At 42.4% G+C, this 20,532-nt stretch carries 21 protein-coding genes and 1 tRNA gene; 12 read left to right on the plus strand and 10 right to left on the minus strand.

The window, feature by feature from the left end; translation table 11 throughout:
* Nucleotides 1–18: 18 nt before the first annotated feature.
* The gene (gene hrpA, locus F995_RS03780) at nucleotides 19–3,957 is read right to left on the minus strand and encodes an ATP-dependent RNA helicase HrpA (protein WP_162131578.1); all 3,939 of its coding nucleotides are present in this window, start codon (nucleotides 3,955–3,957) and stop codon (nucleotides 19–21) included.
* 489 nt (nucleotides 3,958–4,446) lie between these two features.
* On the opposite strand from hrpA, the gene ahpC reads away from it, so the two are divergent.
* On the plus strand, nucleotides 4,447–5,010 hold the full coding sequence (gene ahpC, locus F995_RS03785; RefSeq protein ID WP_004278916.1) for an alkyl hydroperoxide reductase subunit C: 564 nt from the start codon (nucleotides 4,447–4,449) through the stop codon (nucleotides 5,008–5,010).
* 292 nt (nucleotides 5,011–5,302) lie between these two features.
* The gene (locus F995_RS03795; RefSeq protein WP_004645498.1) at nucleotides 5,303–5,509 is read left to right on the plus strand and encodes a KTSC domain-containing protein; all 207 of its coding nucleotides are present in this window, start codon (nucleotides 5,303–5,305) and stop codon (nucleotides 5,507–5,509) included.
* Between the two features lie 11 nt (nucleotides 5,510–5,520).
* Here F995_RS03795 and F995_RS03800 read toward each other — a convergent pair whose 3' ends face one another.
* A complete protein-coding gene (locus tag F995_RS03800; RefSeq protein ID WP_004645499.1) occupies nucleotides 5,521–6,111 on the minus strand; it encodes an O-methyltransferase in 591 nt (196 codons plus the stop codon).
* A gap of 24 nt (nucleotides 6,112–6,135) precedes the next feature.
* Nucleotides 6,136–6,354, minus strand: a complete 219-nt coding sequence (locus F995_RS03805; protein WP_016806821.1) for a DUF1653 domain-containing protein — start codon at nucleotides 6,352–6,354, stop codon at nucleotides 6,136–6,138.
* 233 nt (nucleotides 6,355–6,587) lie between these two features.
* On the opposite strand from F995_RS03805, the gene ahpF reads away from it, so the two are divergent.
* From ahpF to F995_RS03815, 3 genes are all read left to right on the plus strand, one after another.
* The gene (gene ahpF, locus F995_RS03810; RefSeq protein ID WP_004645501.1) at nucleotides 6,588–8,153 is read left to right on the plus strand and encodes an alkyl hydroperoxide reductase subunit F; all 1,566 of its coding nucleotides are present in this window, start codon (nucleotides 6,588–6,590) and stop codon (nucleotides 8,151–8,153) included.
* Nucleotides 8,154–8,431: 278 nt separating this feature from the next.
* The gene (locus tag F995_RS16240; protein ID WP_004645502.1) at nucleotides 8,432–8,677 is read left to right on the plus strand and encodes a hypothetical protein; all 246 of its coding nucleotides are present in this window, start codon (nucleotides 8,432–8,434) and stop codon (nucleotides 8,675–8,677) included.
* A 144-nt stretch (nucleotides 8,678–8,821) separates the two neighbouring features.
* Nucleotides 8,822–9,028: a hypothetical protein gene (locus F995_RS03815; RefSeq protein ID WP_004645504.1), complete on the plus strand. Its 207-nt coding sequence runs from the start codon at nucleotides 8,822–8,824 to the stop codon at nucleotides 9,026–9,028.
* Here F995_RS03815 and F995_RS03820 read toward each other — a convergent pair.
* Together F995_RS03820 and F995_RS03825 are read right to left on the minus strand one after the other, a co-directional pair.
* Nucleotides 9,012–9,650 (minus strand): LysE family transporter, encoded by a 639-nt coding sequence (locus F995_RS03820; protein WP_004645505.1) that lies wholly within the window; start codon nucleotides 9,648–9,650, stop codon nucleotides 9,012–9,014. The two genes, F995_RS03815 and F995_RS03820, sit on opposite strands and share 17 nt — an antisense overlap.
* Before the next feature lie 117 nt (nucleotides 9,651–9,767).
* Nucleotides 9,768–10,334 carry an FxsA family protein gene (locus F995_RS03825; protein ID WP_004645506.1) on the minus strand — a complete coding sequence of 189 codons (567 nt, stop codon included), beginning with the start codon at nucleotides 10,332–10,334 and terminating at the stop codon, nucleotides 9,768–9,770.
* Between the two features lie 125 nt (nucleotides 10,335–10,459).
* On the opposite strand from F995_RS03825, the gene ruvC reads away from it, so the two are divergent.
* Complete coding sequence (gene ruvC, locus F995_RS03830; protein ID WP_004278925.1) at nucleotides 10,460–11,005, plus strand: crossover junction endodeoxyribonuclease RuvC; 546 nt, start codon at nucleotides 10,460–10,462, stop codon at nucleotides 11,003–11,005.
* Between the two features lie 3 nt (nucleotides 11,006–11,008).
* On the opposite strand, the gene F995_RS03835 is transcribed toward ruvC, so the two are convergent.
* Together F995_RS03835 and F995_RS03840 are read right to left on the minus strand one after the other, a co-directional pair.
* Nucleotides 11,009–11,281 (minus strand): acylphosphatase, encoded by a 273-nt coding sequence (locus tag F995_RS03835; RefSeq protein WP_004645507.1) that lies wholly within the window; start codon nucleotides 11,279–11,281, stop codon nucleotides 11,009–11,011.
* A 10-nt stretch (nucleotides 11,282–11,291) separates the two neighbouring features.
* The gene (locus F995_RS03840) at nucleotides 11,292–12,749 is read right to left on the minus strand and encodes a bifunctional ADP-dependent NAD(P)H-hydrate dehydratase/NAD(P)H-hydrate epimerase (RefSeq protein ID WP_004645508.1); all 1,458 of its coding nucleotides are present in this window, start codon (nucleotides 12,747–12,749) and stop codon (nucleotides 11,292–11,294) included.
* Nucleotides 12,750–12,772: 23 nt separating this feature from the next.
* Between F995_RS03840 and queG the strand changes: the two genes are divergently transcribed.
* The 3 genes from queG (at nucleotide 12,773) to bioB (ending at nucleotide 15,331) form a co-directional block, all read left to right on the plus strand.
* Complete coding sequence (gene queG / locus F995_RS03845; protein WP_004645509.1) at nucleotides 12,773–13,867, plus strand: tRNA epoxyqueuosine(34) reductase QueG; 1,095 nt, start codon at nucleotides 12,773–12,775, stop codon at nucleotides 13,865–13,867.
* Nucleotides 13,868–13,992: 125 nt separating this feature from the next.
* A complete protein-coding gene (locus F995_RS03850; protein WP_004278929.1) occupies nucleotides 13,993–14,196 on the plus strand; it encodes a hypothetical protein in 204 nt (67 codons plus the stop codon).
* A gap of 133 nt (nucleotides 14,197–14,329) precedes the next feature.
* The gene (gene bioB, locus F995_RS03855; protein ID WP_004645510.1) at nucleotides 14,330–15,331 is read left to right on the plus strand and encodes a biotin synthase BioB; all 1,002 of its coding nucleotides are present in this window, start codon (nucleotides 14,330–14,332) and stop codon (nucleotides 15,329–15,331) included.
* A gap of 7 nt (nucleotides 15,332–15,338) precedes the next feature.
* On the opposite strand, the gene F995_RS03860 is transcribed toward bioB, so the two are convergent.
* On the minus strand, nucleotides 15,339–15,575 hold the full coding sequence (locus F995_RS03860) for a hypothetical protein (RefSeq protein ID WP_016806820.1): 237 nt from the start codon (nucleotides 15,573–15,575) through the stop codon (nucleotides 15,339–15,341).
* A 671-nt stretch (nucleotides 15,576–16,246) separates the two neighbouring features.
* Nucleotides 16,247–16,323 (minus strand) — tRNA-Ile (locus F995_RS03865).
* A gap of 799 nt (nucleotides 16,324–17,122) precedes the next feature.
* Here F995_RS03865 and F995_RS03875 point away from each other — a divergent pair.
* The 3 genes from F995_RS03875 (at nucleotide 17,123) to F995_RS03885 (ending at nucleotide 19,956) form a co-directional block, all read left to right on the plus strand.
* Nucleotides 17,123–17,677, plus strand: coding sequence for a 1-acyl-sn-glycerol-3-phosphate acyltransferase (locus F995_RS03875; RefSeq protein ID WP_004278932.1), 555 nt, complete (start codon nucleotides 17,123–17,125; stop codon nucleotides 17,675–17,677).
* A gap of 248 nt (nucleotides 17,678–17,925) precedes the next feature.
* Complete coding sequence (locus F995_RS03880; protein ID WP_004645516.1) at nucleotides 17,926–18,675, plus strand: YebC/PmpR family DNA-binding transcriptional regulator; 750 nt, start codon at nucleotides 17,926–17,928, stop codon at nucleotides 18,673–18,675.
* 129 nt (nucleotides 18,676–18,804) lie between these two features.
* The gene (locus F995_RS03885; RefSeq protein WP_004645517.1) at nucleotides 18,805–19,956 is read left to right on the plus strand and encodes an IS4-like element ISAbe18 family transposase; all 1,152 of its coding nucleotides are present in this window, start codon (nucleotides 18,805–18,807) and stop codon (nucleotides 19,954–19,956) included.
* 66 nt (nucleotides 19,957–20,022) lie between these two features.
* Here the strand turns inward: F995_RS03885 and F995_RS03890 are convergent, their stop codons facing one another.
* A complete protein-coding gene (locus tag F995_RS03890; protein ID WP_004645518.1) occupies nucleotides 20,023–20,493 on the minus strand; it encodes an Lrp/AsnC family transcriptional regulator in 471 nt (156 codons plus the stop codon).
* Between the last annotated feature and the right edge of the window lie 39 nt (nucleotides 20,494–20,532).

The raw sequence follows: 20,532 nt of genomic DNA on the forward strand, positions 1-20,532 counted from the left end.
ATCTGAATTACCTATATCTTAACTGATTCCAAGACGATCCCATACTTTTTGCAAGCGAGTTGGAGACACGGGTGCTTTTGTTTTCATCGGTTGTGAAAACAATGAGATTCTTAACTCCTCGACCATAAAATACAATTCTTTCAGGCGAGGGTCATCTTTAAACTTGAATAATTTTTCCATCCATTGATCAATTTGGTCAATGGCGGAATTGTCCCTTTGTAGATTATTGGGCAAGCGCTCTAAACGCAAGATCAAGGCTTTCAAATAACGTGGAAATTCGCTCCATACATCGGAAGGTTTACGATATACAAAGTCTGAAAGGCTCATTAAATCAAGCTGATCTTCAATATCATTAATATTTTTTTCAAACACAGAATGGTCTAAAACCAATAATTTCCGGCGAATTTCCTGCCACTGGATATAAATATCCGTGATCTCTTTCAGGGCAACTTGACCATAAGTCAGGAAAGATTTTTTTACATCTTCAACCAGCTTTTGGAACTCTTGCGCATTGACAGGCAGCTCATTAATGGACATGTGTAGTGTGGCATAAACTAACATTTGTTCCAGTTGCGCTTTATCTCCAAGTGGCGAATAAGCCAGCGCCAAAGGTTTGGAAATCTGTTTTTTCAACTGGCGGGTCAAGTCTCCGAGTTGCATATGCACCAGTCGGATCACCCCTTCACGATGTTTTTTAACCGCTTCAGCCTGATCATTAAAAGTCTGAATCACCACACCCGATTCATCTTTCTGCTCCAGGGCAGAAAAAGCTTTAGTCGGAACCAGCGCCTGGTACTGCTTGACCACGACACCGGTGACTTTTTGTGAGGCTTCAAATACAAAGCTTTCCGGGAAGGTTTTAAATTCACCTTTAAGCTGTTTGACCGGACTATGCGTTTCAGTCCGACAGCGCGCTTTCAGCTCGGCAAGATCACGCCCCTGCTCAATGACACGACCTTTTTCATCAGTCACTTTAATAAAAGGCAACAGATATTGGTCTACCCGGTCAAAGCTGAAATCTTTCTCCGTGATTTGTTCGCCTCGCAGCTGGAATGCCAAGAAACTAAAAATATGTTTCTGTAAATCCTGCGCATCTACTTTTGCTATGAGTTTTTGTGCAGTATCCGGAATCGGCACCAGATTACGGCGCTTATCCTTCGGCAAAGCTTTTAGCAATGCTTCAATCAGATCCAGACGCCAACCCGGAATCCCCCATGACCAGATACCTTCATCGACCTGGGCCAAGGCTTGCAGGGGAATTTTAACTGTCGCGCCATCTTCATCATGACTCGGGTCAAAACGATAGGTTGCAGCCAGACGCAGGCTACCATTGTGCAAATAGTCCGGAAATTGTTGTGTCGTCGGCCGGTCATTCAGCCATAGCGCATCATCATCGACAAATAAATAACGCGGATTCTGAGGCTCAACCGTGGCACGCCAGTCTTCAAAAGTACGACGGCTGGCCACTTCAGGCGGCACTTTCGAGGCATAGAACTGGTAAATGGTTTCTTCATCAACCACTAGATCACGACGGCGTAATTTGTCTTCTACTCGCTCGACTTCTTCCAGTTTAAGCAAGTTATGCTTTAAAAATGGTGGAGTAATGCCTAAATGCCCAGTGGTTAAAGCATCCCGCAAGAAAATTTCATGCGCGGCCGCCTGATCTACTTTTTCATAATTGATTGGGCGTTTCGGCTCAATAATCAGACCAAATAATGAAATCTGATCATAGGCATTCACCACACCAGCTTTTTTCGACCAGTGCGGTTCAAAATAATGATGCTTGAGCAGGTCACGCGCGGCCAGCAGAATCCATTCCGGCTCAATCTTGGCTAGGGTACGCAAATACACCTGGGAAGTCTCGACCATTTCAAAGGCCATCACCCACGGCGTATTGGTCTTGTGCAAGGTAGAAGCTGGGAAAATCCGTGCTTTTTGCTGACGCACCGCCATAAAAACATTACGCTCATCGGTCTTGTTGGCGATAAATGATAAGAGACCGGTCAACAAGGCACGGTGCAGATTCTCATAACTGGCTTTATTTTCATTAAATGACAGTTTTAAACCCTTAGCCAAATCCACCAGCTGCTCATGAGTTTTCTTCCATTCACGTAAACGCAGCCAGCTCAGGAAGTGATTACGCGCAAAAGTACGGCGCTTATTTTCACTCATGCTGCCGCGGTTATTATGCAGCGTCTCCCAGAGTTTGATATAGAACAGGAAATCAGAATCGGCTTCACGGAATAGTGCATGTTTCTGATCCGCCTGCATCTGCTTGTCCGCAGGGCGTTCACGCGGGTCCTGAACTGCAAGTGCGGCCACAATCACCAGCACTTCATTCAGCACGCCAAAATGTGCACCACCAAGAATCATGCGGGCCAGACGTGGATCGATCGGCATTTTCGCCATTTGCTGACCGATCTTGGTTAAGCCACGGCTTTGAAGTCTCCCTTTCTCGAAGGGTGAGGCGTTATGCGACGCAAGAGAGGGATTTGCTTGATCATCTTCAGTTTTAGGAGAATTTTTCTCAGCCATTGCCCCCAGTTCAATGAGGAGCTTGCGGCCATCATTGACCAAACGATGATCTGGTGGTTCGATGAAATCAAAATCTTCGAGTGAACCCAAGCTCAGACTTTGCATCTGCAAAATTACAGATGCCAGGTTGGTTCGCTTTATTTCTGGTTCGGTAAACTCAGGACGGCTGAGGAAATCATCTTCAGAATACAGACGAATACAGACACCCGGTGCAATACGGCCACAGCGGCCTTTACGCTGATTGGCTGCTGCCTGAGAAACGGCTTCAATTGGTAGACGTTGCACCCGTGAACGATAGTTATAACGCGAAATACGGGCAAAACCGCTATCAATCACATACCGGATATTCGGAACGGTTAAAGCTGTTTCTGCTACGTTGGTGGCAATAATAATGCGTCGCCCGCCACCAGAAGGATTAAAGATTTTCTGCTGTTCGGCCAGCGCCAGACGCGCATATAAAGTTAATACTTCCGTATGGCGTGGCCCATGTTTGATCAGGGTTTCCTGTAACTCGCGAATTTCCTGCTCGGTACTGGCAAAAATCAGGATATCGGCATGTTCGGGATGACCTTTTTCCTGTGCATCCTGAAAGCATTCTTCGACTGCTTTGACCACAGCGCGAGGCAGGTTTTCTTCAAAATCATCAAACTCATCATCATCACTACCGCCAATGCTCATTTCCGAGATCGGGCGATAACGCAGCTCTACCGGGAAGCTGCGGCCTTCCACTTCAAAAATTGGTGCACCATTAAAGTAACTGCTAAAACGGTTTACATCCAGGGTTGCTGAAGTAATGATGACTTTCAGATCGGGACGACGTGGCAATAGCTGCTTCAGATAACCCATAATGAAGTCGATATTCAGCGAACGTTCATGCGCTTCATCAATAATAATCGTGTCATATTTGGTCAGGTATCGGTCATGCGTCAGTTCGGCCAGTAAAATACCGTCTGTCATCAAACGCACAATTGAGTCTTGTGAACCCTGTTCCGTAAAACGTACTTTAAAGGAAATTGATTCACCGAGTTTTTCGCCAACTTCTTCGGCAATACGCTGTGATACGCTGCGGGCTGCCAGTCGACGCGGCTGGGTATGTCCGATCATTCCGGTCAGGCCACGTCCAGCCAGCATAGCAATTTGCGGTAACTGGGTGGTTTTACCAGAACCGGTTTCACCAGCTACAATAATAACCTGATGCTTTTGAATCGCGGTAATCAGCTTGTCAGCATACTGGGTTACCGGCAGATCCTGATTTAGCTTGATGTTCGGAAGACGCTCAAGCCGTTGCCGTACTTTCAGATTGGATTTTTCAAATAATTCCTGATACTGCTTAGCATCTGCGTCTTTCCCTTTTTTCAGTCGATTTAAACGGTGACGGTCACGCGCCATTATCCATTGATCTACATTTAAATGACTCTGCACAGAGAAAACACCCACATCAAAAAACCGGAAAGGTTTATTTTACTTGGTTCATTAGATTTCAGATAGTCGTAGTTCTGTTAAGTGCCGGACAAATTGGCTTTGGCTGCCTGATTTCTCTCAATTCCGCACTATAAACCTGTCAAAATATCTAAATGACACGCATGAGTTTCCCTGATTAGATTTAATCATAAGTCCAAGTTTGGAATTGATATTTAAATTATTTTGTGGAAATTATGCTTTTTTCCGAATTGACCCTTGAATTTTTTGGTTTCAACATCATGTTTGCTAGCACGAGGAAAAAGAGATAATTTTGTCATCAGGCCATCATCTTGATGCTGCTCAATGAACAAAGCGATTTTGCCAAAGTGGCGCGTTTTTACTTAATTCGGTTTTTCCGATGTTTGTAATGTAAAAATACCATTTTAGCATCAACCAAAATTTCGATACTCTTATTCAAAATCAAAGACTACCTCAATCATGGAGACAATGATGAGCTTAATTAATACTGAAGTTAAACCATTTAAAGCAACTGCATTCCAAAACGGCAAATTCATTGAAGTTACTGAAGCTGACCTGAAAGGCAAATGGTCTGTTGTATTCTTCTACCCAGCTGACTTCACTTTCGTTTGCCCGACTGAACTTGGTGACCTTGCTGACAACTACGCTGAATTCCAAAAACTAGGCGTTGAAATCTACTCAGTTTCTACTGACACGCATTTCACTCACAAAGCTTGGCACGATTCTTCAGAAGAAATCAAAAAAATCCAGTATGTAATGGTTGGTGATGCAAACTGGACTCTTGCTAAAAACTTTGACGTATTAATCGAAGCTGACGGCCTTGCTGATCGTGGTACTTTCGTGATCGATCCAGAAGGTAAAATCCAAATCGTTGAAATCAACGCTGGTGGTATCGGCCGTGACGCTCAAGAACTTCTTCGTAAAGTTAAAGCAGCTCAGTATGTACACGCTCACCCAGGCGAAGTTTGCCCAGCTAAATGGAAAGAAGGCGATGCAACTCTTGCTCCTTCAATCGACCTAGTGGGTAAAATCTAATTTTAATTAGATTGAACTGATTCAAAAAAACCACGCTTTTTAGCGTGGTTTTTTATGGTTTGAACTTTTATGTCAGTGCAATACTGGATTTTATTTTTTTAAATTATTTTGTTAGGACTTTAAATATTGCAGTCCTATTTCTTTCTTGATCCATCATATAAAAATTCAGGCATATCTTTTGCTTCGCTTTCTCATAATCCTTACCGATTCTTACAATTGAGCTATACATCTGCAGAGCCATATGGCATAAGTTCAAATGATAAGATAAGAAATATTCAGTGGAGGAACGCATATGCAAAAACTGCTTACCGTGATTTCTTGGAAATACAATCCCTCAAGCCGCCACCTGAAAATTGTATACAGTAATGGTCATGCCGAGCTGTATCATCCCGTACCTGAATTTATTTATGACAACCTGTTAAGACGCCAAGACAAAGCCGCATTCGTAGAAAAGTATCTCGAATATAATTTACATTTTAATAAAATTTGCATGGATTGAAGTGAATCCATTTAACGAAATCCCAGCATCAGCAAAACTGCGCCTATGGGTACAATACTCATGATAAAACGTGGGTCTTGCTGAATTAAGGCAATAAACTCTTCGACTTCTGCTGCATGTGAAATGACATTATCGACCACCAGTAACCCGCCCTTTGCTTTAAGTAATCGACTCAAATGTGGCCAGTAACTGACATAAGCATCTCGTTCAGCATCTAACAGGATAAAATCAAATATTTCCTGTTCTGCCTCCAGATAAACCTGAGCATCAATTACTTTAAAATTGATTAAATCTGCAAGATCTATTTCTGTCGCATATTGCTTTGCCTGAGTAACCCGTTCTGCATCAACTTCAAGTGTTGTAATCATGGCTTGAGTCTGCCGAGCCGCTTCTGCCAGCCATAAGGTGGAATGACCAGTAGAGGTGCCAATTTCCAGAATATTTTTCGATTGTTGTGCACGAATCAGCATAGACAAAAATTGACCGGATTCTGGCTCTATATTCCGGTATCGGTGCAGGCGATCTGCCTGCTTAAGATCATGCCTATGAAATTTTTCATATAATTCTTGCATGAATATTTCAAATTCATCTGAGTTTTGCATCACTCTTCCCTGAGTCTGTTGGGCTTAAAGTGCCTGAATCAATTTAAAACGCTCCACTTCACGATCATCGTTGGTGGTAATGGTTTCAGTGAACATCGTTAAAGGACGTACCCAAATTGAATAATCACCGTAGAGACATTGATAAACCACTAGCTTTTCTTCAGTTTCACTGTGCGTGGCGACATTAAACACCTGATAAAGCTGTCCCTTATAATGTTGATAAATACCGCGTTGTAATTCCATCATTCGAGTCTCAAATATCTTGTTTTAATCTTAGCTGAAAATCCTTATTCTTGCTCTAAACTACTTGAAAATTAATCTTTCGCCCCCATATAGAACTTTGAAATTAATGATGAATTTTTTAATAAATCTGTAAATCCGATCAATAAAATAAAAACAAACTGTTTTACCTATTTATTCAATTCATTTAATATCCTGTTATCAAATAAACATTTACTCCTTTGGAGACGTTAGCAATGTTAGACCAAAATACTTCAGCTCAACTTAAAACCCTATTAGAACGTTTGGAAGGCCCGATTGAACTGGTGGCTACCCTTGATGGCTCTGACAAGTCAGACAAGATCAAGGAACTGGTCGAAGAGATTGCGGCACTTTCTGATCAGGTGACTACCCGTTTTGATGGCAGCAACAAACGTGTGCCAAGTTTTGGTATTGCCAAGGCCGGTGAACAGCCACGCGTGTTCTTTGCAGGCTTGCCAATGGGCCATGAGTTCACTTCGCTGATCCTGGCATTGCTGCAAACTTCCGGTTATGCACCGAAAGTCTCGGATGAAGTTCTGGCGAATATCAAGAGCCTGGGTGTTCAATCTAATTTTGACGTGTTCGTATCGTTAAGCTGCCATAACTGTCCGGATGTGGTTCAGGCACTCAACCTGATTGCCATCTATAACCCGGGCACTACTGCCACCATGATTGATGGGGCTTTCTTCCAGGACGAAGTCGAAGAACGCAAAATCATGGCGGTGCCGATGGTATTCCAGGACAACCAGCATATCGGTCAGGGTCGTATGACACTGGAAGAAATCATTGCCAAGCTGGATAGCAATACCGCTGCCAAAGATGCGGAAAAGCTGAATGCCAAAGATGCCTTTGATGTCCTGGTGATCGGTGGTGGACCTGCAGGGAATACTTCTGCGATCTATGCAGCACGCAAAGGCATTAAAACCGGGATCGTGGCTGAACGCATGGGCGGTCAGGTCATGGATACCATGGATATTGAAAACTTCACGTCTGTACAGAAAACTCAAGGTCCTAAATTTGCAGCCGAGATGGAAGCCCACGTGCGTGAATACGGGGTTGACATCATGAACCTGCAACGGGTATCCAACATCAAAGGTGCAGATGAAACTGCCAATGGTCTGGTGGAAGTGACCTTAGAGAATGGTGCCAAACTGGAATCTAAAACCGTGATTCTGTCGACCGGTGCACGCTGGAGAGAGATGAACGTTCCAGGTGAGCAGGAATACAAAACCCGTGGTGTGGCATATTGCCCGCACTGTGATGGTCCTCTGTTCAAAGGCAAACGTGTCGCTGTGATTGGTGGCGGTAACTCGGGTGTCGAAGCTGCGATTGACCTGGCAGGGATTGTAGAGCATGTCACGCTGGTCGAGTTTGATACCAAACTACGTGCGGATCAGGTGCTGCAAGACAAACTCAACAGTCTGCCAAACACCACCGTGATCAAGAATGCCTTGTCGACTGAAGTACTGGGTGATGGTGCACAGGTGACGGGTCTGAAATACAAAGACCGTGCCACAGATGAAGAGCATGTGGTTGAGCTGGCAGGAATCTTCGTGCAGATCGGTTTGTTGCCAAATACGGACTTCTTGAAAGAAACCCCAGTTGAGCTAACCAACCGTGGCGAGATCGTGATTAACGACCGCAACGAAACCAATGTGAAAGGGGTGTTTGCAGCAGGTGACTGTACCACAGTGCCGTACAAGCAGATCATCATCGCGACCGGTGAAGGTGCCAAGGCATCCTTGTCTGCTTTTGATTACATCATCCGTTCAGGGCAGTAAGTTTTAGACTAGCTCAAATAAAGCCCGCTTGATGCGGGCTTTATTTTTAATTGATGTTGTCATTATCTTTTTAGATTCAACTATATTTTCAAATAATGAATCATTTAATCATTTTCTTGATATGATCTTAGTCATGTAATTAATTTTTATCCTATATAGATACTATGTAATTGTCGGCAATCTCGTCTTGTCAGCCTAGAAAAGCTCTCCTATGATAGAGCAACAAATCATCTTTCATGATCGAAGAATAAAAAGGATAACATCCTGGGAGAAGAAAAATGCAGTATCAATATCATTGTGCCTGCTGTGAAAAAGTAGTCGACTCTACAGAAAAATCATGCTCAAACTGCGGCTCACATCATATCCGCAGCCCTTTTGGTTTTTGGGTTTTGTGTCTAGTAGCCTGCCTCGTTACAGCAATTGTGTTTAAAGTGGTGCATTTGTATGTGCAGTCACAACAAGAAGTTCCTGTACAACACTCATTATTGGATGTTTTAAAAGAAGAAGATAAAAGACTTCGCTAAATTTATTCATCTGACAGTAAAGACCTGTTGGTTCAAACAGGTCTTTTTATTAATCTTGAATAATTCAGATAGCTATGCGGAAAATAGCCTCATCAAATCCAGATTTGATTTACAATAGCTGTGGATTTGAATGAGAGATGTACCATGGTTCAGTTAATTAAAAAAGGTGGATTGCGTGAGCGCGCCAACCGTAGCCGCAGCTATCAAGGCTCTGAAAATACTGAAACCACTTTAAAGCCTAATCGTTATCAAATGGCAGTTAAAACACCAGACAATTTAGCCTCTCCTGCCCAGACCTCACCAATATCTCCAGCATTAAATGAAGATATACCACTTAATTCATCAGAATAAGTGCGTCATACCATAACCACAATGCAAATAGCAGAAATAGTCCGCCTGAAATCATATCAATATAACTCCCCGAACGCTGGTACAAGGTTTTAATTTTTGGTTGGGAAATCAGCATCATCAATAAAGCAAACGTAATAAAGGTCTGCAAGGGAATAATCACAGCCAACTGTGTTTTCAAATAATCGGAAGCAGACGAACTCAAGGCCAGTGAAAATACGCTACTAAAATAGATCAGTGTTTTAGGATTAGAAAGGTTGGTCCATAAGCCCAACATAAAATAGTTTTTAGCTTGCACCTGTCCATTTGTATCGTCGTCAGTCTGATGTCTATTTTTAAAGCTATGCACACCACCCTTTAACATGGCCCATCCCATTTTAGCCAAGAATATGCCACCCAAAAGCATTAAGGCGTGCTGGACCCATGGAAACTGGTCAATTAACACAGTAAAACCCGCAAGTGTCAGTACTACCCAAACCACAATACCGGCAGAGATCCCTGCAATAATTTTCAAGGCATTCTGGCGTGTGGTAGATGCGGCACTTTTGGCAATGAGCAAAATATCGGGACCGGGACTGAGTTGAGCAACAAAATGCAGGAGACAGATCGTAAAAAGCAGAGACATTAAAATAAGGTAAATTTATAAAAATATATTATAACGTTTGTTCAAAGAGATTAGAAAGCTCCAATAAAAAACCGAATCATCAGATTCGGCTTAAATAGAGTTTTTTAAATAAAACATTTATTTTGGATTGATATCTTTCATTTCAATTTTTTTCGCCTCAGGTCTCACTTCACGTGCTTCACCATCAATAATGGTGGAATCACCGCGACCTGATTGCTGATTTTGCATATCCTGCATTTGACGCATCATCTCGGCAAATGGGTTCTGGCCTTGTGCCCCACCCATATCGCCCATCATGCCACCCATCATTTTTTCCATCATGAGTTGCTGACGTTTCATCATCGCTTTCATTATAGCAGCCTTAAAAACCTGCTGAACCGCTGGAATGAGCATCAATACTGCCAATACGTCGGTAATCAATCCAGGAATAAGCAGAAAGAAACCTGCCAGAATTTTAGGTAAATTTCCTGTTAATGCAGGATCTGCACTCATCTGTCCCATCTGCATTTGCTGCATTTGTGGCATTACACCGGCCGAGTATTTACGGATCATATTCATACCAATAAAAAATGCGGCCACAAACCAGAAAAATACGTACCACATGCTCCCGACGAGGTCACCCACGCCAATCCAGACAAATACTTCTAGGATTAAGCCTGCAAGGATAATAAGAAATAATTTCATGAAAATTAATCTAATCTCAGTAAAATAAATAATAGGATGCTGGAATCAACTGCTTCATCAGGATCAAGCTTTTTTGATACGCTTATGTAACAATATGGGCATTATTCTATTTTTAAAGTGCGGGCATGTCATTAATTATTGGGATTGACCCCGGTTCTCGTTTAACCGGTTACGGAATTATCGAAAAAGACGGCTCCAAACTGACTTTTGTTGATGCCGGCACCATCAGAACAGAAACGACAGAAATGCCTGAACGTTTAAAACGGATCTTTGCCGGCGTGGAGCGCATTGTAAAATTTTATGGTCCCACTGAAGCTGCAGTCGAACAGGTCTTTATGGCACAAAATCCGGATTCTGCCTTAAAACTCGGTCAGGCCCGTGGTGCTGCTGTTGCGGCACTGGTCAATCTGGATTTGAAAGTCGCTGAATATACTGCGCGCCAGATCAAGCAGTCGGTAGTGGGTTATGGCGCTGCGGATAAAGAACAGGTGCAGATGATGGTAATGAATATTCTAAAACTCAGCATCAAACCGCAGCAGGATGCCGCCGATGCTTTAGCTGCTGCTATTTGTCATGCCCACGCCTCAGGCAGTATGAGTAAAATGGCGGTATTGAATGCGTTGGGTGGTATGGCACGCGGCCGGAGTCGCGTCAGTAGCCGTCGTCGATAAGGTTTAACGCAATATACTAAAGTCTTGAACATCGAGATCGGATTTCAGATATTCCTGAATAATCGCTTGTACAGTTGCACGAGCAGGCCCTTGCCAACTTCGTGCAATCATTTCGCTAAGCTGTGAATCTGTTCCAACAATAACCGCCTCCACTTCACCCGTACTCAAGTTCTGCACACGCCCTTTCAGCCCAAGTGCTTGAGCCTGCTCGGCAAACCAGTAACGGTATCCGACTCCTTGGACTTGGCCTGAAATATTCAGTTTGATGACTGGCACACTATTCTCCTTAGCGATTCACAACCTGATAAATCGCATGTTTCATATTTTGAGCCTGTAAACCGCGTTCGCCATTTTTGGCCAGTTCATCACCTGCAAGTGCATGCAGCGTCACAATTTCATGCAAATAAATTTTTTGCGCAAATTGCGCCTTTAGACTGGCAATCATGCCGGCCAGCACATCCCCCATTCCGCCCGTGCCCATACCGGCATTCCCGGCATTGCAGATGTAAAGCCTTTCTTCCAGAATCAGGCTGCCTGAACCTTTTAGCACCCACTGTCCCTGATATTTTTGTTGCAGGGCATGAATGGCTGCAATCCGATCCATTTCCACTTCCGCAGTGCTACATGCTAGCAAAGTTGCAGCTTCTCCTGGATGTGGTGTGGCATAAGTCTGGGAATTCAAAACTTGAGGCTGCTTGGCCAGAAACCATAAGGCATCCGCATCCAAAACAACCTCCAGATCAGATTGCTGAGTCAGCTCAAACCAAGCTGTATATTGTTGCTCTGACCAAGAATCACGACCTAATCCCATGCCAAAACAGACTGCATCGACCTGCTGAATCAATGCTTGGCGTTGCTCCTGAGTTAAAAGATTGATATCACGCAGCATGACATTTGGTGCACGTGACAAAATCGCAGTATGGTGTTTTGCATCACAAACGATGGTGACTTTACCTGCTCCTGCAGCAAAGGCCGCCTCTGCCGCCATGATCACTGCTCCGCCCATATCGGCATGACCACCAATCACCAAGACATGACCATAACTGCCTTTATGACCAAAGGCTTCACGCTTGGGCAATTGAATCTGATGTGATGCAAGCTGGGCAATCGGTTGAAGTTCTGCGTCTGTTGGAATAGCAGAAATCAGTTCGATCTTGCCCGCATATTCTTTGCCTTGTCCGGTAAACAGTCCTGCCTTAAGCCCTAAACCCGTGAAAGTATAGTCAGCCTTGATCGCTACTGGCAAAGGCTGACCGGTATTGGCATCCAGTCCACTCGGAATATCGATCGAGATTTTGAGTCCAGTTTGCTGATTGACCGTTTGAATAACATTTTGCCAGTCAGAATCCAGTTGACGGTTTAGACCAATTCCGAATAAGGCATCGATATAGGCCTCATATTCGGTTTGAAAGTCAAAATGCGAATAAGGCTGCAAGTCAGCCTGTTTGGCATCTTGAATCGCTTTGACCAGATCTGGAGATGGGCCAAGCTCTGCCGCATAAATATCAACTTGGAAACCGGCCTGTTTGAGATATTTGGCTACGAGATAACCATCACCGGCATTATTGCCCGGACCACAGCAGACAGCGATCTTTTTAATTTTTTGCTCGGAAAATAAGGTGATCAGCCGCTGACTAATCCCCCAGGCGACTTGTTGCATTAAACCATAGGAACTATTTTGCTGCTGAAACCAGCGCTGCTCCCATGCTTGTAGATCGCGGCTATGGTAAACTTGTTGCTGCATTTCTTATTCCCTGTCTTTGGTTTATGACAACTCCCGATTCTCACGCGCAAATTCAAGTTTATCAACAAGATCCAGCCGAACTAAAAGCATGGATTAAAGCGCAGGCTTTAGAATTGGGTTTTTCTGATTGTGTCATTGCCAAACCGGATGCTCAAGCAGAATTAGTACGCTTACAGGAATATCTGGATCGTGGTTATCATGGTGATATGAAGTTTCTGGAAGACAATCTGGAAAAACGCGCCAATCCCGCCTTACTGGTTCCCAGCACACGCAGCATTATCTGTGTGCGTATGGATTATCTGGTCGAGGCACCAGAACCACGTTATATCCCTTATGCACCTAACTCTGCCATTATCGCGCGTTATGCCCGTGGCCGGGATTATCACAAAACCATGCGGGGTCGCTTGAAAACCCTGGCAACAAGAATCCGGGAAAAAGTCGGAGATTTTGAATCACGCCCATTTGCCGATTCTGCGCCAATTTTTGAAAAATCGCTGGCTGAAAGTGCAGGTATGGGCTGGACAGGTAAACACACCCTTCTGATTCATAAAACATCCGGCTCATTCTTTGTTTTGGGTGAATTGTTTACTTCATTGGAACTGCCTTTTGATGAACCTGCAACGAAACATTGTGGCTCCTGTACTGCCTGTATCGACATTTGTCCGACTCAAGCCATTGTAGAACCGTATATGCTGGATGCACGACGCTGTATCGCCTATCTGACCATCGAATATAAAGGCATTATTCCAGAAGATTTGCGACGCGGAATTGGCAACCGTGTTTTTGGTTGTGATGACTGCCAGCTGATTTGCCCCTGGAATAGTTTTGCCCAAGTCACCTCAGTAGAGGATTTTCAGTCACGGCATGGCTTGGATCAGGTCAGTTTACTGGACTTATGGCAATGGGATGAAGCCACCTTTTTAAGTACGACTGAAGGCAGCCCGATGCGTCGTACGGGTTATCAAAGTTTTATGCGCAATATCGCCATTGGTTTGGGCAATGCGCCTTTTGATGGGCAGATTATTCAGGTCCTTCAGCAACAGCGTGATCAGCATGATGAAATTGTACAGGTACATATCGATTGGGCGATTCAAGAACAACTGGCAAAATCCAGCTAATTTTCCCTCACCATTAAAATATATTTCAACTTTACCTAGATTCACAGTTTCACTTAAAAGCCTTACACACCCATGTTTCAGACTATGGCATAAATAAAAAGAGTCAGAAATGAAGTGGAGGAAAGATGATGTCATCAAAAAATCCAAATCAAGAACTGCTTGAGCAGCTTCAGCATGACCAGCAGAAGCAACAACAGCAACAGCCGCAACATGGCCCGATTAATTCCCCAAAAAACAATCAGCATGAACAGGATCAGCGCGTGTTTAACAAACAGCACCGTAGTGATCTGCATGGCCAGGATATTCATGGAAATCACAGTAATAAATAATCTGGTAACTGAAAAACAAAGCTCACCTCGTGTGGGCTTTGTCATTTATATAAGGTCATATTTTGCTAGTGAAGCAAGGTCGAATTTTTATTAAGATGAACCGAATGATAAATAAGCATAGATAGGGAAAGAGATGAACAGTAGTGATGCGGTACGTAATGATTGGTCACGTGAAGAAATACAAGCACTTTATCAGCAGCCTTTAATGGACCTAGTGTTCCAGGCGCAACAGGTTCATCGTGAACATTTCACCGCCAATACCGTTCAGGTCAGTACCCTGCTCTCAATTAAAACCGGTAAATGTCCTGAAGACTGTAAATACTGCTCACAATCAGCGCATTATGATTCCAAACTGGAAGCTGAAAAACGCATTGCAGTCAATAAAGTGATTCAGGAAGCCAAACAGGCGCTGGCATCAGGCAGTTCACGTTTTTGTATGGGGGCTGCATGGCGCAACCCGCATGAACGCGATATGCCTTATGTGCTGGAAATGGTACGTGAAGTTAAAGCACTCGGTCTGGAAACCTGCATGACACTGGGGATGCTAAATGGATCTCAGGCTGAACGCTTGAAAGATGCGGGACTGGATTATTACAACCATAATCTGGACACTTCTCGTGAATACTATTCACATATCATCAGCACGCGTAGCTTTGATGATCGTCTGGATACTCTGGATCATGTACGTCAGGCTGGTATGAAAGTCTGTAGTGGCGGTATTGTGGGTCTGGGTGAAAGTCGTGATGACCGAATTGGTTTGTTATATGAACTTGCAACTCTGGCAATTCATCCTGAATCTGTGCCAATTAATATGTTGGTGCCGATTGAAGGTACACCGATGGCAGATGTAGAAAAACTGGATGTGATTGAATGGATTCGTACTATTGCCGTGGCACGCTTGCTAATGCCTAAAAGTTATATTCGCCTTTCTGCCGGCCGCGAATCCTTAAGCGATTCGGATCAGGCTTTGGCGTTTATGGCCGGTGCCAATTCTATTTTTTCTGGTGAAAAACTGCTGACGACCCCTAATACATCCCAAGGCCGGGATCAGCAACTTTTTGCAAAATTAGGTTTAGTTGCAGAACAGCCAAAACCGAGTGTTCGCAGTCTGGCTACAGATGCAATGGCAAGCTAATCACTGTTTAAGTTAATGAACTCGCAGAAAAGTTATGTGCAGTAATTAAAATGCCATAACGGGCATTCAGATAATCTCCGACTCGGATTTGATCTACTCCATTGGCATGATGCACCATCAGCGCTTGCGTGACTGCATCATAGCTAAAGGAGTCATAACTATCTTGATGCAGGCTGAGCCAGTGCAGCGTATCTGCCAGGTTGCTGTCTACGATATAGGTATCTGCATGAAAATCTTTACTCATATGCCTGTTCATCGTGATGAAATTTCCCTTTAATTTTAACGGAAATTAGCCCATAACAAGCATAAAAAAAGTGAGCCATTGCTCACTTTTCTTGCAAAAACTTTAGTCCTTATTCGTACCGCACTTACGACACTCCCTGTGTTCCCCGATTTCTTGCATTTGCTCATATTCATAAATATGCAAACAAAACAATTTTCTTAAAAGCTGAAGCATCATTGAAACTCCTGTTTAATCATTTTTTTTTAATACGCTTCTTAAGATATTCCGTCCTGAAACATCATGATTTTTGACTAAAAAATCATCTCATATTAATTAGCATAATTTTTTCAGTTGTAAAATGCATTTCATCTACTTTTCACTTTTTTTGCAGATATTCTTTAAACTACATCACAATTATTCCATAAATATGAGCTTTTTTTGATTAAAGAGGATGTTTATGGAATCTAGATAACAAAAGTAATATCTGAGGGAGATGCTTTTTTATTAAGCTGGGAACGAAGAATCTTTATTTAAAGGCAAACTAGAAAAGTTCATTATCAGTGGAGGCAACCCATTTTAAGTCATTCGAGATAAGAGCGACGATCAACTAAGTGAATTGCTTACTTCAGATTTCATAATATCCAAAAACAAAAAACCACCTAGGATTAATGCACCTAAGTGGTTGTTTTATATGGTGGGCCCAGACAGACTTGAACTGTCGACCAACGGATTATGAGTCCGCTGCTCTAACCAACTGAGCTATAGGCCCTATATGCTGAAAACTTTATTTATCAATAAGTTCAGGCGTCATGAATACTAGCTAAGATTTTTTGGAAAGACAAGTGCTTTTATAACTGCTTGAACATTTAGGCAGCAATCATGGGCGACTTGTCTTAGTCAAAATTCAGTTACTTAAGACTTCAGTATAGGAGGCATATAGAAAAATGAGATACATGCTGCATCATTTAAGACAAATGAGCCTGTCATCTTGAATTTAATCCGGTCTACTAAGGGTAAAACTGATAGATTTAAGGTCTTAGTATATCTATAAGGTATTAAAATTCTTTATTGCTCAGGCAGCACTGTTAAAGGAATAGCCTTGAGCTCAAGAAGATAGAATGACTAGAATTCAGACTTCATTTCTTCGTCTTTATGTAAATCCTGCTTAATTTCGATCAAAGACCATACAATTATAAGCGCAAAAATCAATAGGGAGACTACGAAGGCTGTCATGTACGTCATACTTTTCAATCTCAGAGTAGAAAGAATAAGAAAATAGAAAAGACCTGTATCAGTCTTCTTCTTCGACAAAAGTCTAATAACTAAAGTGTGCTCTGGGTAGTCATTTTTTCATCATTTTAAGACTTTTTTTGTATCTAATGATATTTTTAAGATCTTAATATTGTTTTATTTATATATATTAACTCTTAATCTTGCAGCTTAAAAAGATGAATAAATCATAGATTTTTACATTATTCGCTGATTTTATTGGAAAGCCTATTGACTGTATGGGCGAACAAGATGAAATTATGCAGTTCTCTACATACAGCTTTTACTTCTCCGTACTTATGCTAAATAAATTCCTTGGCGAATCTGCATTTAAACTTGCAGGTTGGCAATATCATGTCGAACCCGATGTGCTTGAAGATAAACAGGTCATTATTGGGTTTGAACATACCTCAATGATGGATGCGGTACTGTCAATTGCCCTGTTCCAGATTTATGACCTCAAGGTTCATACCTTGATTAAAAAAGAATTATTTAAAGGACCGTTTAAACCGCTATTGAACGCTGTGGGTGGTATTCCGGTTGACCGCAAGGCCAGTAAAGATATCGTGACCCAGATGGTGGAACATTTTCAGAACAATGAAAAGTTCAATCTGGTGATTGCTCCCGAAGCAACACGGGCTAAACAAGGTGAAGCACGCAAACCAATCCGTACCGGTTTCTGGCATATTGCCAAGGCTGCCAATGTACCAATCGTGTTGTTATACGCCAATTCCAAAACTAAGCAAGGTGGCATTCTTGGCAAGATCTATCCGACAGACCTTGCGCATGACCTGGCTTTGATCAAGCAACTATATAAAGACAAGGTTGGCCTGGATATCGTTATTCCAGAATAAGCTTTTTAAAAATAAAAGCACGGACATAATCAGCGATTCTGCTGTTTATGTCCAAGTCATCTGTCCATATAAATGTATAAATAGAATTATAAATCCCCCTATCCTCTTTCTATTTTTCCTCGATATTTCACTTTTTTTGTTTTTATCCTGAAATCTCAAATCCAGGCACTTTTTTTTAAAAAAACGCTTATGGTAGAATTTCGGCATTCTGATAGGCATACAGCCAATCTACAAGGAGCATAGTTCGCATGGCGGGTCATTCCAAGTGGGCCAATATTAAGCATCGCAAAGCAAAACAAGATGCGAGTCGTGGTAAAGTTTTTACCAAATACATTCGTGAATTAACCACTGCTGCAAAGCTTGGTGGTCCAGATACTGCAAGCAACCCTCGTCTACGTGCTGTGGTTGAAAAAGCATTATCAGTGAATATGACACGTGACGTGATCAACCGTGCCATTCAACGTGGTGCTGGTGGCGAAGATAACGACGACCTGAAAGAAGTGACCTACGAAGGTTATGGTGTAGGTGGTGTTGCGGTTATTGTTGAAACCATGACTGACAACTTGAACCGTACTGTGCCTGACGTACGTCATTGCTTCTCTAAAACTGATGGTAACTTAGGCACCAATGGTTCGGTGGCATTCCTGTTCACGAAACGTGGTGAGATCACTTTTGAAGATGTGTCTTTGGAAGATCAAATCATGGAAGTGGCATTAGAAGCAGGTGCTGAAGACATCGAAGTCACTGAAGATGATATCTTGGTCATTACCACACCTGAAGCCTTCGGTGAAGTTCAAGATGCTTTAACTGCTGCAGGTTTAAAATCTGACAATGCTGAAGTAGTGATGAGTCCTTCAACCAAAGCAGAAATCACAGACATCGATCAAGCGAAAAAAATCATGAAAATGATTGATATGCTTGAAGATCTGGATGATGTACAAAACGTTTATACCAACGTTGAATTCTCAGACGCAGTTTTAGCAGAACTTGATGCTTAAATATGTCTGATTCAAAAAACGCACCTTAGGGTCACTGCTGTCCCATAGTTTGCTTTAAATAAAAAAACCTGAGTCCTAACAGTTAAAATATGAGTGCAAACAAACACTTTAACGACCAGGATTCAGGTTTTGTCACATCAGAATACCGTATTTCATGAGCTAATTAAACCTGTTGTGCGACAGGATTTTGAACAACTTGCTAAAGTACACCATGTTGGACAGAAATTTAGAGCGGCTTCCCGGTGGGATCAGTTTATTGCCATATTGATGTCTCAATTCTCTTGTAGACAAAGTCTGAGAGATATTCAATCCAATTTGGAGTGCCAACAGGAAAAGCTAAGTCATCTCGGAGCAAAGTCTATTCCCCGAAGCACGCTGGCACGAATCAATGAGCAGCAGCCTGCTGCCTTGTATCAACAGCTATTTCACAAGTTGCTTAAATACTATGAACACTCAAAAGTAGCTCATAAATTTCGCTTTAAGAATCCCTTGTATTCCTTGGATGCCAGTCATATTGACCTGTCGCTTTCCTTATGTGAATGGGCCAAAGTTCACGACTCAAAAGCCAGCATGAAACTCAGCATAGGATTGAATCACAGCAATGATATTCCTGAGTTTGTTGCAGTTGAAAATGGCAAAGAAAATGACATGGTACAAGGCCGCAAATTCCAGTTTCCTGCTGGCAGCATTGTAGTTTTTGATAAAGGCTATGTCGATTACCAATGGTATGCAAATCTGACTGCTCAAAACATTGGATTTGTCACACGTTTTAGGCCTAAATCTGTGTATCAGGTGATCCAGCAACATCCAGTGCTTGAATCCAAAGGTATTCTAAAAGATGAAACCATTCAGCTGAATAGCGCACATGCCCTAAAAAGAAAAGCCCCAGTGTTAAGAAGAATTGAATATAGAGATCAGCAAAGTGGCAAGCACTTTAGCTTTCTCAGCAATAACTTTCATTTAGCCGCCTCCACCATTGCGGCGATTTATAAAGATCGTTGGAAAGTTGAGCTGTTCTTTAAGGCGATTAAGCAGAATCTCAAATTAAAAGCGTTTCTAGGCCGCAGCAGGAACGCAATTCAGACACAAATCTGGATTGCGATGATCGCCTATTTATTGGTGAGTTTCGCTCAACATTTAGGGAAAACAGGTTGGACAGTTCAACGTTTACTCAGAATAATTCAAGTGAATTTGTTTGAAAGAAGAACTTTAAAAGCTTTATTTTCACCCGATAAAATACCCATAAAACAAGAGGAAGCTCAAATGAGCTTCCTCTTGTGAAAAATTGTGGGACAGCAATGACCTTAGGGTGCGTTTTTTTATGGCTGTCCACCACCCTAGCTTTGATTAAACTTTATTGAGTAATCCGCTACAGTTAAAGACATTATATTCTTTAATCACAAAGCTGGAATGCAGTGCCACCACATGCTCAATTTTTCCAATCCGCTTAAGCAGGATTTCACTATAATTTTCCATATCCCTTGCCACCACTTCGACAATAAAGTCCGCAGACTGACCGGTGACCAAAAAGGCATTAATCACTTCGGGAATACTTTCCAGTTCTTCCAGGAATTTAGCAAAAGTATCGCTATCATGTTTGCTTAAGGATACCTGTAACAGCACATGCAGGCTGAAACCTAATTTCTGGTAATTGATTTCACGTTTTAAGCCACTGATAATATTATGATCGATTAAGTGTTTGATCCTACGATGCACCGAACTGACAGATAAATTCACCCGCTCGGACAGTTCATTCAGATTGACATCTTCATGGGTCAATATTTCTAGAATATGTTTATCGAAACGATCCAGTTCCATTTTTATACTCTTATATCAATAATCAATAGATGCAGAAAA

Source organism: Acinetobacter sp. CIP A162 (genome assembly GCF_000367905.1).
GTDB classification, from domain to species: Bacteria; Pseudomonadota; Gammaproteobacteria; order Pseudomonadales; family Moraxellaceae; genus Acinetobacter; species Acinetobacter lwoffii.